The organism is Streptomyces sp. NPDC006458, assembly GCF_040612135.1.
GTDB lineage: Bacteria > Actinomycetota > Actinomycetes > Streptomycetales > Streptomycetaceae > Streptomyces.
This window is the reverse complement of record NZ_JBEXPR010000027.1, coordinates 78,610-92,568: the sequence shown is the minus strand read 5'-3', so window position 1 is coordinate 92,568 and position 13,959 is coordinate 78,610. Positions and strand designations below refer to the sequence as shown.

Genomic DNA, 13,959 nt, shown 5'->3' with positions numbered 1-13,959 from the left:
CATCGCTGACCCGCACCCCTATAGGCATGTCCCTCACACTCAGGGGGCGGACGCCGTCCGCCGAACCGGCGTCGTCACCGGGGGCCGCACCGCGTACGCCTCCGACGAGAGGTACACCGTCACCCGCGGCGGCTTCCCGTGCTGATGGGCCAGCGCCAGATAGGCGATGAGACCCACTCCGTCCTCCAGAGACCGGCCGGTGATGGCGGGCAGCGCCTGGAGCAGCGGCCCGGGATCCATGCCGTACCGGTTCAGCAGAGTGACGGCGCGGTCCAGGGACTCGCCGTCGTGCCGGGCGTAGTCGCGGACCGGGATGTACAGGGTGAAGCCGTCAGGTGCCCCGGTCGCGGCGTCGGTCAGCACATGGCAGGACTGACCGGGGCGCCGGACGAGGCGCAGACTGTCGTCCTTCGCACGGCCGGTGGCGATGTGGAAGAACTCCTCGATCTCGGCCCGCTCCGGACCCGACGACATCCGCGACAGTCCCGCCGAATCCGCTGCCGACAGGTCCTGATGGGCGAGATAGATCTTCACCCTGGGGACCTCCCAGTCGCCGAGATCCAGGGCGAAGAACAGGTGCCGTCCGGTGTCGGGCAGCGAGTCGAACGCCGCACCGTGACCGAGCCGGTCCAGCGCCTCCCGCACGGTCGCCGCCGCCCGTTCCGGGCCCGAGGCGGCCGGGTTCAGATAGACCTTGACCTTCGGCACACCACCGGCGCGCAGCTCCAGCGCGCACCACAGGGCCAACGGCCCCTGGGCGCCCGCGGGGAAGAACAGGTCCTCCAGCTCGTCCAGCCGCCGGGTCGGAAATCCCCAGCGCCGCCCCATCGCCCGCACGGCGCGCAGCCCGGCGTGGCCGCTCAGCGCGGTGGTCGCCGCACCGCTGCCCGGCTCCAGCAGCACCCGCAGCTCGGGCCGGGCTCCCGCGGTGAAGGAGAGGGAGAACTCCACGGGCGTATGGTCGTCGGACAGGAAACTGAGGTCCGGAGGAGGCTGGTCCAGGGGCCGTTCGGCCATCGGGCCGAGAGTGTCGTTCAGGACCTGCGCGTAGGACACGGCGTCGGCGGGGGGCAGCTCCACGACTTCGCACAGCCGGAGCAGCTGACGGCCTGTGAAGTCGCCGAGTGCCGGTGCGGCCAGGGCGTTGCGGCTCAGGGTCATCCGCGCCCCTGACGTCGGCCGAAAAGGGTCACCGGTGCTGTAGGGGCCGAGCGCCCAAGAAGATACCCGCCTGCGTGGGCGGGCATCCTCCCTTCCTTCCTGTGAAGTTGGCATCCTGCGCTGAAGCTGACCGCGGACCGCCCTCGTCGCTGAGGGTGGAGCGGCGCCGTCTCGACGGGTATTCGGTACACGAACCGTCCTTTGGGCTTAGAACCGTTACGCAAACGCGTTGATCATTACCCGGGCGCTTGAAGCTTCATGCAGTCTTTCTGTGGACGTTGACTGTTGTGTGAATCACTTCGTCCACTTGTGGCGTACTTCACGATCACGTGGGTCAATGACCCGGCTCTGCGCGCTACTTAGCCAGCCAGTTGAGGAACGAGCTCCACAGGCCGCCCCGTTCGGGACCCTGATCGGCGTCCGCGACCTGCGGCCGGCGGGCCGACTCGCCCGCGCCGTTCTGGATGACCGGCCGTCGTACGGGCTGAACGGGGGTGAACCGCGCGGGAAGCGAGGCCAGACCGCGGTTGAACGGTCCCGGACGCCACGTCAGGATGTCCTCGGGCACGGCGAGTTCGACATCGGGCACGCGGTTGAGCAGGTGCTCGATCGCCGTGACCGTGATCTGACGCGCGGTCTCCTTGGACGGGCAGGCGTGCGGACCCGCACTCCAGGCGAGGTGGGCCCGGTTGCTGCCGGCCTGCCGCGCGGTGGAGAGCGCCGGGCCCGTGTTGGCGGCCGCGAAGCTGACCAGCATCAGCTCGCCCGCCCGCAGCTTCTCCCCGGCGAACTCCATGTCGGAGGCCGGGTAGTGGGCGCCGAGGTTCTGCATCGGCGGGTTCTCCCACAGCGTGTCGTCGATCGCGTCGTCGATGAGACCTCCGGCGTTCGCGTACGCGTCGTGGGTGAGCAACCGGTGCAGGGTGTTGCCGATCAGGTTGCGCAGCGGCTCGTTGCCCCCGACCAGGAGGAGTGCGATCTGGTCCACCATTTCCTGGTTCGTGAGCGCCGAGTCGTGCTGCATCAGCCAGGACGTGACGTCCTCGCCCGGCCTGGACCGCTTGAGCATGATCAGCTCGCCGATGGCGCCGAACATCACCTCGGCCGCCTTCTCGGCGTTGATCCCGTCGAACAGGCCCGTCGCGCCGAACAGCACCCGGTCGCCGATCTCGGCGGGGCAGCCGAAGAGTTCGTTGAAGACGAACAGCGGCAACTGCTTGGCGTAGTCACCGAGCAGGTCGACGGAGCCGCGCTGGGAGAACTGGCCGATCAGATACTCGGCTACGCGCTCGGTGGTCTGGCTCAGCTTGCGGGTGTCCACCCGCGCCAAGGTGTCGGTGACCGCCTGTCGCAGCCGCAGGTGCTCGGCGCCGTCGGTGAACATGCAGTTCTGGCGGTACGCCAGCACCGGCAGGATCGGGCTGTCCGCCGGGATGCGCCCCTCGTTCAGGTCCCGCCAGCGCCGCGAGTCCTTGCGGAACGAACCCGAGTCCTGCAGGAGTTGCAGCGCGGTGGCGTAGTCGGTGACCAGGGTCGCGTCGACGCCGGGCGCGATCTCCACGGGCGCGGTGGGCCCGTAGTGGCGCAGGTAGTCGTAGTACGACTGCGGGTCGGCCGCGAACTCCGGCCCGTGCAGCGGCACTCGGGCACCGGAGCCGTGCGCCGGGCACCCCGGCGGGGGCACTGGGGCGGTGGAACGGTCGTCCATGTTCTGGCTCCTAGGAGGCGCGGTCCAGCAGATAGCGGACCAGGGTGATGAGTGCTTGGGCCGACGACTGCTCGTCGCGCGCGTCGCAGGCGACGACGGGGGTGTCGTCGAGCAGGTCGAGCGCCTCGCGCAGGGCGTGCTCCTCCCGCGAGCTGGCGTGATCGAAGCGGTTGACGGCGATCGCGTAGTCGAGGCCGTACTGCTCGATCAGGTCGATCACCGGGAAGGAGTCCGCCAGCCGCTCGGGGTCCACCAGGATCAGCGCTCCGAGCGCGCCGCGGGCCATGTCCTCCCACATCTGCACGAAGCGCTGCTGGCCGGGCGTGCCGAAGAGGTACAGCACCACCCGGTCGCTGATGGTGAGACGACCGAAGTCCATGGCGACCGTGGTGGTGGTCTTGCCGTTGACGCCCTTGAGGTCGTCGATGGACTCGGCGGCCCGCGTCATCGTCTCCTCGGTGGTCAACGGAACGATCTCCGAGATCGACCCGATGAACGTGGTCTTGCCCACGGCGAAGTGCCCGACGACCAGGATCTTGACGGCCGTCTGCTGCTCTCCGCTGCGGACATAGGCCCGTTCATCCAAACTTGGTCCGGAGCCCATGCAGTACCTCCTCCAGGATGCGCAGGTCGGCGACCGGCGCCCGCTCCACCGGCGGGCGGGTGATGAGATAGCCGCCTTCGACGAGCGAGGAAAGGACGATTTTCACGACCCCCAGCGGGAGTCGCGTGTGTCCCGCGACCTCGGCCACCGAGAGGTAGCCGGCGGAGCAGATCTCCAGCAGGTTCTGCTCCTCGGGGGACAGACGGGTCGGCCGCTGCTGGTGGTCCTCGACCGCGGTGACCAGAGTGATGAGCGACAGTTGCCCCTCATCTGGTAAACCGCGGCCCCGGGTGATCACATACGGCCGTACCAGTTCGGCGGACTCCGGCTCCCACTCGTCGGCGGCGGTCATGACGTGGCGCCGAGGTTCTCGCGGGGCGGCGTCATGAGCGCCTTGCCCAGCTGACCGACCAACTGCTGCATACGGAAGGTGATGTCGGCCATGTCGACATCGGGCGCGGCGGAGACGCCGAGGTAGGCGCCCTGGCCGGCGGATATCAGGAACACCCAGCCGCCGTCGAACTCCACCAGCGTCTGACGCCACTGCTGGTGATCACCCTCGCAGAAGAAGCCCAGCGAGCGGCTCAGCGACTGCACACCGCTCATCGCGGCGGCGACCCGGTCCGCGTTGTCCTTGTCGAAGTCCTTCGTCCGGGCCATCAGCAGACCGTCGGCGGAGATCAGGACCGCGTGCAGGGCCCCGGGGATCTCCAGCGCGCTGTCGAGCATCCATGCCAGATCGTGGTTCACGAGATCTCATGTCCTTCAGTGCCGGCACCATAGGTGCGGTTCGTCTCATCCGCGCGGGCCGCCGGGTCCGAGGGCGTGGCGCGACCGGACTGCGTGCCACGCTGGAACGCGCCCATGATCGCCGCCGTCTCCGCGTCGGAGCGGGCCGGACCGTCGGACACCGGCGTGCTGCCCGGCACGATGGCCATCGGCCGCTTGCGGCGTCGCTTCGGCAGACCGTCGGACGTCGAGGCGACGGACGCCGCGTTCTCGGGGCCGCCGCGGGTCGATCCGGCGGCGGTGGGGGCGCTGGGCGTGGGGATGCGCTGTTCCGGCATGCTCGTCAGCAACTCGTGCGGGAGGAGGAGGACGGCTCGTACGCCGCCGTAGGGGGAGCTGGAGTCGACCGCCACCTCGAAGCCGAAGCGCTCGGCGAGGACACCGACCACCGCGAAGCCGAACTGCGGCGGGTTGCCCAGCCCCGAGACGCCGGAGACGCGGTCGGAGGACAGGAGCCTGGTCGCCCTGGCGCGCTCCTCGTCGTTCATGCCGACACCGGCGTCGTCGACGACGATGCAGATGCCCTTGGGCACGGTGCGGATATTGATTTCGACGACCGTGTCCGGGCTGGAATAGCTCGTGGCATTGTCGAGGAGTTCCGCGAGGGCCAGTGCGACGGGTTCCACCGCACGGCTCGTGAGGGCGAAGTCGACCTGCGAGAGAATTTCCACCCGCCGGTAGTGGCGGACTCGTCCCTGGGCACTGCGTACAACGTCGTAAACCGAGGCGACTTCACGCTGTCGGCCGAGCCAGCCGTCGCACAGTACGGCAATGGACTGTGCGCGCCGGCCGAATTGGGAATTGGTGTGGTCGATTTCCAGGAGGTCGTGGAGAATCGCCGACTCGCCATACTTGCTCTGCAGTCCGGAGACGACGAGTTGCTGCTCCGCGGCGAGACCCTGAAGTGTCCGCATGGCGGACTTCAGAACCGTCTTCGTCGCTTCCTCGGCTTGCTCCTGAGCTGCCTGGACGGACTTCGCATAGTCGTTCTCCAGCTCGGCGTAATGAGCCCTCAGCCGGTCGCCGTCCTGTCGCAGTGACTGTGCCGCTCTGCGTTGGCGAACAAAGGCAGCGACCGCGACGAGGGTGGCGACGAGGAGACCCCACACCAGTGGGTTCTGTATGTACGTCATAAGACTCTCTTCAAGCGACTGACGGTCAGATAGTTGAATCTCCGTCAATGCGGGGGTGAACCAGCGGTGCGCCTATCTGTCCGCACTCCGCAAGTGCGCGGTGATCCTATCACCACCAGGAGTTATGACGATCCGTCAATATGTGTTGAGGGCTGGTGGATCGGCTTGTTCCGCCGGTAAAGCCGCTTCTGTGTCTCTCGGGGTGAATACGGGCGAACCAGGCCCGAAGTCCCAAGGGGTGGAAGGGAGTTGAGTGGGTCGCACCCTGGAGATACGTGACCGGGGAGGGGTCGGCGGGGGGCCGGCGGCAACTCTCCGCGAGAGCCCAAGAGTTCTCACGTTCTTAACGTGCCGGACAGCGGGTAGGTCAAGGATGGGGGTCCGGTTCGCCCGATGTCGGTCAGGATGTCGCCCGACGTCGCCCCGCCCCGCGGGGTGGCGGGCTCCGGCGGGACCCGTGTGGCCGAGCCCCCGCCCCCGTCGCCGTCGGGTGCGGGTGGTGCCGACCGGGGACGGACTCCGGACGTGCGGGGTGGGACTCGGTTCGTACGGGATGGGAGCCGGGTTCGTGCGAGGTGGACTGCCTGCCCTCTATTGCCGCGGGCGGGGAGGCTCTTCGAGTCCGGAGCGGGCGCTCGATCGCTTGTTTGCCCGTGAGGGGAAGTTTTGTTCGAGATTCATGGGATCGGCAAGTCTCTCGCTATGCGAGTGGCCGCATCGAAACATCAGACTTTTCGATCCGTACCCAATGGGCCGACTTCCGCTCCGGACTCAACGGGTGCGTCTGTGGCGGGATTTGTGCGGCCTTGCTCGCGGGGTGCCCGCAGGCCCGGCGCCGAAAGGCCCGTCCGGGAAAGTCGCGACCGTAAAGCGGAACTCCCCGCACCGGGCAACCAAGGCACCGGGTCGGGGAGTTCGGCGAATCAGAGGTCAGCGACCGGCGAGCAGCTCCAGCGTGTCGATCACACGGTTCGAGAAACCCCACTCGTTGTCGTACCAGGCGACCACCTTGATGTGACGCCCCTCGACCCGGGTGAGAGCGGAGTCGAAGATCGAGGAAGCGGGGTTGCCGGTGATGTCGGCCGACACCAGCGGGTCCTCCGAGTACTCGAGGATTCCGGCGAGCGGCCCCTCGGCGGCGGCGCGGTAGGCCGCCAGCACCTCGTCGCGCGTCACGTCACGGGAGACGGTCGTGTTCAGCTCGACGATCGAGCCCACCGGGACCGGCACCCGGATCGAGTCGCCGGACAGCTTGCCGTCCAGGCGCGGCAGCACCAGGCCGATCGCCTTCGCGGCACCCGTCGTGGTCGGGACGATGTTGACCCCGGCGGCACGCGCCCGGCGCGGGTCGCGGTGCGGGCCGTCCTGGAGGTTCTGCTCCTGGGTGTAGGCGTGCACCGTCGTCATGAAGCCGTGCTCGATGCCGGCCAGCTCGTCGAGCACCGCGGCCAGCGGGGCCAGGGCGTTGGTCGTGCACGAGGCGTTCGAGACGACGGTGTGCACGTCCGGGTCGTACGCGTCCGTGTTCACGCCGTACGCCAGGGTCACGTCTGCACCGTCCGAGGGCGCGCCGACCAGCACCTTCCTCGCGCCCGCGTCCAGGTGCACGCGAGCCGCCTTGGCGGCGGTGAAGCGGCCCGTCGCCTCCAGCACGATGTCCACGCTCAGCTCGGCCCAGGGCAGCTGCGCCGGGTCGCGCTCGGCCAGCACCTTGATGCGCCGGCCGTCCACGACGAGGGTGTCGCCCTCGACGGTCACCGGACGGCCCAGGCGGCCGGCGGTCGTGTCGAAGGCGAGCAGCCGCGCGAGGGTGGCCGGCTCGGTGAGGTCGTTCACGGCGACGATCTCCAGGGCGCTGTCGCGCTCCAGGACGGCGCGCAGCACATTGCGCCCGATGCGGCCGAATCCGTTGATGGCGATGCGAGTCATGAGTGGGTGTCCCTTCGTACCTGCGGCTCGTCCCTGCGCCACCAGCCTCGCGCGCGGCGTGGGCGGGTGACCCGGGCGAGAGCGCCACGGTTCGCAAGGATCACGCCAGGTCCGGACGGGGGTTCACACCGCGGCGCACACCGGGAAGGGCCGGTCCCACGCGCCCCGCTTACCGGCCTCACTCACCCCGTGTGAAGGTGCGCCGGTACTCGCTCGGTGTCGTCCCCAGGATGCGCTGGAAGTGCAGCCGCAGGTTCGCCCCGGTGCCCAGCCCGACGTCGTTCGCGATCTGCTCGATGCCGCGCTCCGAGCGTTCCAGCAGCTCACGGGCCCGGTCGATGCGCGCGCGCATCACCCACTGCATCGGTGTGCAGCCGGTGTCCTCGACGAACCGGCGGGAGAACGTGCGCGCCGAGACCGCCGCGTGCCGGGCCAGCGTCTCCAGCGTGAGCGGCTCGTCCAGTCGGCGCAGCGCCCACTCACGGGTGGCCGCGAAGCGCTCACCGAGCGGCTCGGGCACCGTACGCGGCACGTACTGCGCCTGTCCGCCGCTGCGGTACGGCGCCGCGACCAGCCGCCGTGCCGCGTGGTTCGACGCGCCCACTCCGAGGTCGCCGCGCAGGATGTGCAGGCACAGGTCGATACCGGAGGCGGCTCCGGCCGAGGTCAGCACACTGCCCTCGTCGACGAACAGCACGTTCTCGTCGACCTGGATCAGCGGGTGCCGCTCCGCGAGTGCCCGCGTGTAGTGCCAGTGCGTGGTGGCCCGCCGCCCGTCCAGCAGTCCCGTCGTGGCCAGCGCGAAGGCCCCGGTCGAGATCGCCGCGAGCCGCGCCCCCCGCTCATGGGCGCCGATCAGCGCGTCCACCACGGTCCGGGGCGGATCCTCCCGGTCCGGGAACCGGTAGCCCGGCACGAACACGATCTCCGCCCAGGCGAGCGCCTCCAGCCCGTGCGCCACGTGGTACGACAAGCCGTCGCCGCCCGTCACCAGACCGGGCGCGGCACCGCACATCCGCACCTCGTACGGCATGCTCGCGCGGGTCGTGAACACCTGCGCCGGGATGCCCACGTCGAGCGGCTTGGCCCCTTCGAGGACGAGGACGGCGACACGGCGCAGCGGAGTGGAGGCGGACACCGCACCAGCCTACGAGCCGCTCCCTCGGCGCAGGGCCGTGACCGCACGGAACGGCCCCGCGGCGCACCCCCGCCAGGTCACGTCAGGTCAGATACCCCAGCCCCGGATGCACGGCCCGGTACTCGTCCACCAGCCGCCGCGCGACATCGACCGAGTCGACCAGCGGGTGCAGGGCGAAGGCCTTCACCGCGGCGGCGCGGGAGCCGGCCGCGGCGGCGGCCATGGCCTCGCGCTCCACGGCCTTCACCGAACACACCAGGCCCGTCGCGTGGGCGGGCAGCGGTGACACGGCCACCGGGTGGGCGCCGTTGGCATCGACGAGGCAGGGCACCTCGATGACCGCGTCCGCGTCCAGCACGGACAGGGTCCCGCGGTTGCGCACATTGAGGATCAGCGTGGCGCGCTCGTCACGGGCGATGGCCCGCATCAGCGCGAGGGCGACCTTCTCGTAGCCGCCGGACTCCGTCAGCGAGGCCTCGTCGCGTTCCCCGGCGCCCGCCGCCTCGCGGTTCTCCGACATGTACGTCGCCTCGCGCTCGGCCCGGGTCGCGTCCCAGGTGCGCAGCGCGGGGGCGGCCGTGTCGCGCATACGGTCGTAGAACCGGGCCTGCTGGTCGCGCAGGAACGCGCCGCGCGTCTGCGGGGCCTGCCGGTAGGCGCGTACCGCCTCGCGGTTGAAGTAGTAGTAGTGCAGGTACTCGTTGGGCACCGCGCCGAGGGACTGGATCCACTCCGGGCCGAACAGCTTGCCCTCCTCGAAGCTGCCGAGCAGTTCGCGGTCCGCGAGGAGGCGGGGGAGTTCGTCGCGGCCGTCGATGCGCAGACCGCGCAGCCAGCCGAGATGGTTGAGGCCGACGTAGTCGAGCCAGGCCTCCTCGGGGCGGCGGGCCCCCAGCGCGCGGGCCACCCGGCGGCCCAGGCCGACCGGGGAGTCGCAGATGCCGATGACACGGTCCCCCAGGCGCCGGGCCATGGCCTCGGTGACCAGACCGGCCGGGTTGGTGAAGTTGATGAACCAGGCGTCCGGAGCGAGCGTCGCCACCCGCTGGGCGATGTGGTCCACGACCGGCAGGGTGCGCAGCCCGTAGGCGATACCGCCCGCGCCGACCGTCTCCTGCCCCAGCACGCCCTGCGCGAGCGCCACGCGTTCGTCCGCCGCGCGGCCCTCCAGACCGCCGACCCGGATCGCGGAGAACACGAAGTCGGCGCCTTTGAGCGCTTCGTCGAGGTCGGTGGTGACGGACACCCGGGGCGCGTCCGGGCAGTCCGCGGCCTGCTCGGCCAGCACGCGCGCGATCGCCGAGAGCCGCCCGGAGTCGAGGTCGTACAGGGTGACTTCGGTGACGCGACCCTCGGCACGGTCCTCGAGCAGGGCCCCGTACACCAGCGGTACACGGAAGCCCCCGCCGCCCAGAATGGTCAGTCTCACGCTTCGATCACCTTCACACCGGCCGCGCTGTGTGGCGGCGTCGGTCCGCCGGCCTGGGTGAACGCTACGCCTCGGCCCCGGCCCGGGGCCACGCGGCACTCCTCGCCCGGCACGGCGTGTCAGGCCCCGCTGTGCAGATAGGCGGCCCACAGCGACGGCACCCGGGTCCGGTCGCGTCCGTCGGGCAGGTCGTGGCCGTCACGCACGGCGCGCATGGCGTGGTGGAGGGCGAGGGCGGCCCGGCCGGTGTCCAGCGTGCCGTGACCGGTGCGGAGGTGGCCGTAGAACGCGTCGGCGACGGTGACCGCGAGTCGGTCGGAGATGGACCACAGAGTTCCGATCACATGGCGGAAACCCGCGAGTTGGAACGCCGAGGAGAGATGGATCGCCTCGTCCACCAGATCGGCGCTCCTGACGGTGGCCGTCTGGCAGGCCGACAGGTACGCCAGCTCGGCGTGCTCCAGCCGGACCGGGGCGAGACCGGCGACGGTCAGCGGATCGGTGGCGTGGTCGTCGAGCAGCAGCCGGCTCTGTGACGGATCGGTGGGATGGCTCTCCCCGTGACACGAGAAGTGGGCGATCGTGCAGACGGGCAGGTGGGCCAGGACGTCGGCCTTCGTCGGCGGGTCCGGTGCGGCGCCGGGACCGTGGCCGTCGCCACCCGGCGTCGACAGCAGCACCGTCTCGCCGAGATGCCGGCACACCCTGTCGACCTCCTCGGGCACGTGCGGAAGCGGACGACCGCCCCGCGGGCCAGGCGTGGTGGGCATCGCCACCACGAGCGCGCGCTGTGCGGAGCCCTGCGCGGGCACCGGCCGACGGGCGTGCCGCAGGGCTCGCACGGTGGGCGTGAAGGAGGAGACGACGCGGTCCAGGACGGTACGCCGCTCCGGGTCGGCCGCCGGGTCGGTGTGGTGGCCGGCGGCATGGAGGGGGAGCAGCCCGAGCAGCCCGCCCGGCGACCACCACACCCGCGGCCACGCGCCGTGCTCCGGCGGCTGACGGTGATGCCCCAGCGCGGTCAGCACGGGTTCGGCGACGGTGTCCCACAGCCACTCCAGCGTGCGCACGAGCACCGCCTGGGCCGCGCCGCGCCGCACCGCGTCGGGCCCGGCGACCGCGGTGTCCAGAGCCTGATGGAAGGCGAGGACCCGGCGGATCAGTGTGTCGTGGTCGAGACGCGGCAGTGGTATGGCGGTGACGCCGGCCCGGGTGAGCAGCAGCGCGTCGCTGCGCACACGGCTGACGTTGAGTACCGCCACGGGCCCCTGTCCGGCCTCGGCGAGCAGTTCGCCCGTGGTGGGAGGCAGTCCGAAGGCGGCGAACCCCGGATGCGCGCGGATCTCGGCCAGCGTGTCCGCGAGGTCCTGGGCCAGGCCCTGCCGGTCCCGTGCCAGTCGGTCCGCGGCGCCGGGTGCGCCGCCCGGTCCCGCCGCCGCCGGGACCGCCCCCGAGGGGGTGGCCGGCCGGTCGATCCGGTCGCGGAGGTCGGCGAGCCGCGCGGCGAGCCCGGGATGGCGCCCGCGGAGGTCGGTGAGGTCGTCGCTGATGTCCAGGGCCTGGCTCAGCAGCACCGCCCGCCCCGCCTCCAGCAGCCGCAGCGCCCGTGCCGCCCGCTGCCCGTCGGTGCCCTCGCCCGAGGCGAGCGCCAGCGCCGCCGCGTCTCCGGCCAGGTTGGGGAACAGCCCCAGGGCGTACTGCTGATCTCCCCGCTCCAGCCGTCGCGGGGCCACCTCGGGCAACAGGCGTACGGCGGCCTCCAGCAGGTCGGCCGCACGAGCCGGCCCGGCCTCGGCGAGCAGTCCGGCGGCGGCATGGGCGGCGTGGATGCGCAGGCGGGGCGGTGCGGTGGTGATCCGCCACGCCTCGTGATACGCGTCGGCCGCGCGGGTGAGGTCGGCGATGTCCCCGGTCCGCTGGTGGCGCAGGCGCCGGGCGACGCCGAGATTGATCAGCCGCTGGGCCAGGTCGGGATGGTCTGCCGGACTCGCGTCGACCGCCTCCCGGGCGAAGTGGATCGCCTCCTCCAGATCCGGTCCGTCCTCGGTGCGCTCGAAGCGCAGCCGCAGGGCGAGGCCCAGGTTGTTGAGCCGTATCGACCGGTCGGGATGGCCGACGCGGGTGGCCCGTACCGTTTCCCGCCCGGCGTGGACCGCCTCGTCGAGGTCCTCGGGGCGGCCGCTGAGCTCGTAGCGCGCCCGCAGCGCGTTGCCGAGGTTGGCGAGGACGGCGGTGCGTGAGACGTGGTCCGCGGCAGTGGTCCCGATGGCCCGCCGGAGGGTGTCGACTGCTTTGTCGAGGTCGGTCGCCGGTTGCGTGCCCTCGGACGCGGCGGGCTCGTCCGCGGCCTTCGTGCGCTCGAACCGCAGGTGCAGCGCCACACCGAGGTTGTTCAGCATCTGGCCGAGGTCGGGATGGTCCCCGGGCGTGCTCCGGGTCACCGTGCCGCCGATGTCGATGGCCTCGTCCAGGTCGGCCCGCGCGCCGGTCCGGTCGAACCGGTTCAGAAGGGCGCCCGTCAGGTTCATCAGCCGGCCCGCCCGCGCGGGGTCGCCGAGGGGCCCGGTCCGGGTGGACTCCCGGAGCGTCGCAACGGCCTCGTCCAGGTCTGCCTGGTCCCCGGTGCGCTGGCTGCGCGACTCCAGCGCCGAGCCCAGTGCGGCCAGCACCGCCGCACGGTCGGAGGTGTCCGGTGGGGCGGCCTCGACGGCCTCCCGGCCGGCTCGCACGGCCTCGTCCAGGTCGGCGAGGTCCCCGATGTGCATGTGCCGGGCCAGCAGCGCGGTGGCCAAGTTGGCGAGGGAGAACGCTCGTTGGGACGCGTCCTGCGGCGGTGTCGCCTCGACGCCGCGGCGCAGGAGCCCGACCACCTGATCGAGCAGGGCCCGCTCACCCGTGTGCTCGAACCGCAGCAGGAGGAGCGAGGCGAGGTTGGACAGGGCCATCGCGTCGTCGGGACGGCCGGGCCGGACGCCGTGGACCGCCTCCCGCGCCGTCCGCGTCGCCTCCTCCAGGTCGGAGTGGACTCCGTGACGCTTGAACCGCGTGCCCAGCACGACCCCGAGGTTGGACAGCACCTGTCCACGGCCCTCGTCGTCGACGGGCGTCGCCCGCGCCGCCTCTCGGACGAGCTGGACGGCCTCCTCCAGGTCGGTGTCGTCCCCGTCGCGCTCGAACCGTCTCAGCAGCGCGAGACCGACGTTGGACACGGTCGTCGCGCGGTCGGCGGAATTCAGCGGCATGACCTGTACGGCCCTCCGCCCGGCCCGGATGGCCTCGTCCAGGTCGGCGGGGTCCCCGGACCGCTCGAAGCGCGCCCAGTACGCGCTCCGCAGGTTCGACAGCAGGGTCGCCTCGACGGCCGCGTCGGCCAGGTCGGCGGCCGCCTCCCGGCCCACCCGGATCGCCTCGTCCAGGTCGGTGTGCTCGCCGGTCCGTTCGAACCGGGTCCACAACGCCTGGTGCAGGTTGAACAGCGTGACCGCCCGGTTGGGATGTCCGGGCGGGGCGAGCCGCAGCACCTCCCGGCCGAGCCGGACCGCCTCTTCCACGTCGTCCGGGTTCTCGGTCACCGAGAACCGCTCCATCAGCAGGGCGGCCAGATTGTGCAGCCTGCCGGGCCGGTTGGGGTGGTCGTCGGGGGTGGCGCGCACGATGCGCCGCCACGTCTCGACGGCGTTGCCCGAGGCCAGTTCTCCGCGCGGGCTCTCACGCAGTTCGCGCGCGGCGATCACGGCGGCGGCATCGGTGACGTACGGCAGCAGCGGCGCCGGCATGGCGAGGTCCTCGCCGGTCAGGAAGCACTGCGCGAAGAGGCTCACCGTGGCCGCCCAGTCCTGCTCGTCGGGGCCCTCGGGCAGCCCGCGGAAGCGGAACCAGTGCAGCCAGGCCAGCGCGTGACGGATGCGCAGCTCCGCGTCGTCATCGTCGAGATACTCGCTGAGCCGCCGCGCCTCGTCGGCCGCCGGCTTCTCCAGCGCGGCCGAGAGATCACCGGCGAAGCAGCGCTGCAACCGGGCATGAACGGCGGCCAGGAGGCGCGCCCGAGTCCCCCACCGTGCACTCACA

10 protein-coding genes are annotated in these 13,959 nt (G+C 71.4%); all 10 read right to left on the bottom strand.

Translation table 11 applies throughout. From position 1 onward, the window contains the following. Positions 1 to 39: 39 nt before the first annotated feature. A complete protein-coding gene (locus ABZZ79_RS30695; protein ID WP_356694265.1) occupies positions 40 to 1,161 on the bottom strand; it encodes a tryptophan dimethylallyltransferase family protein in 1,122 nt (373 codons plus the stop codon). Between the two features lie 355 nt (positions 1,162 to 1,516). Further along, a complete protein-coding gene (locus tag ABZZ79_RS30690) occupies positions 1,517 to 2,869 on the bottom strand; it encodes a cytochrome P450 (RefSeq protein WP_356694263.1) in 1,353 nt (450 codons plus the stop codon). A gap of 10 nt (positions 2,870 to 2,879) precedes the next feature. Further along, positions 2,880 to 3,473, bottom strand: a complete 594-nt coding sequence (locus ABZZ79_RS30685; RefSeq protein ID WP_356694261.1) for an ATP/GTP-binding protein — start codon at positions 3,471 to 3,473, stop codon at positions 2,880 to 2,882. Continuing rightward, positions 3,448 to 3,825, bottom strand: coding sequence for a DUF742 domain-containing protein (locus ABZZ79_RS30680; protein ID WP_356694259.1), 378 nt, complete (start codon positions 3,823 to 3,825; stop codon positions 3,448 to 3,450). Before ABZZ79_RS30680 ends, ABZZ79_RS30685 begins: the two co-directional genes overlap by 26 nt. Next, positions 3,822 to 4,223: a roadblock/LC7 domain-containing protein gene (locus ABZZ79_RS30675; protein ID WP_356694257.1), complete on the bottom strand. Its 402-nt coding sequence runs from the start codon at positions 4,221 to 4,223 to the stop codon at positions 3,822 to 3,824. Before ABZZ79_RS30675 ends, ABZZ79_RS30680 begins: the two co-directional genes overlap by 4 nt. Then, on the bottom strand, positions 4,220 to 5,395 hold the full coding sequence (locus ABZZ79_RS30670) for an ATP-binding protein (protein ID WP_356694327.1): 1,176 nt from the start codon (positions 5,393 to 5,395) through the stop codon (positions 4,220 to 4,222). The genes ABZZ79_RS30675 and ABZZ79_RS30670 overlap by 4 nt, the downstream gene beginning before the upstream one ends. A gap of 930 nt (positions 5,396 to 6,325) precedes the next feature. Further along, positions 6,326 to 7,324 (bottom strand): type I glyceraldehyde-3-phosphate dehydrogenase, encoded by a 999-nt coding sequence (gap, locus tag ABZZ79_RS30665; protein ID WP_356694255.1) that lies wholly within the window; start codon positions 7,322 to 7,324, stop codon positions 6,326 to 6,328. 178 nt (positions 7,325 to 7,502) lie between these two features. Beyond that, positions 7,503 to 8,462: a helix-turn-helix domain-containing protein gene (locus ABZZ79_RS30660; protein WP_356694253.1), complete on the bottom strand. Its 960-nt coding sequence runs from the start codon at positions 8,460 to 8,462 to the stop codon at positions 7,503 to 7,505. 82 nt (positions 8,463 to 8,544) lie between these two features. After that, complete coding sequence (locus tag ABZZ79_RS30655) at positions 8,545 to 9,891, bottom strand: 6-phospho-beta-glucosidase (protein ID WP_356694251.1); 1,347 nt, start codon at positions 9,889 to 9,891, stop codon at positions 8,545 to 8,547. A 119-nt stretch (positions 9,892 to 10,010) separates the two neighbouring features. Continuing rightward, positions 10,011 to 13,958 carry a CHAT domain-containing protein gene (locus ABZZ79_RS30650; protein ID WP_356694249.1) on the bottom strand — a complete coding sequence of 1,316 codons (3,948 nt, stop codon included), beginning with the start codon at positions 13,956 to 13,958 and terminating at the stop codon, positions 10,011 to 10,013. Position 13,959: the final 1 nt, after the last annotated feature.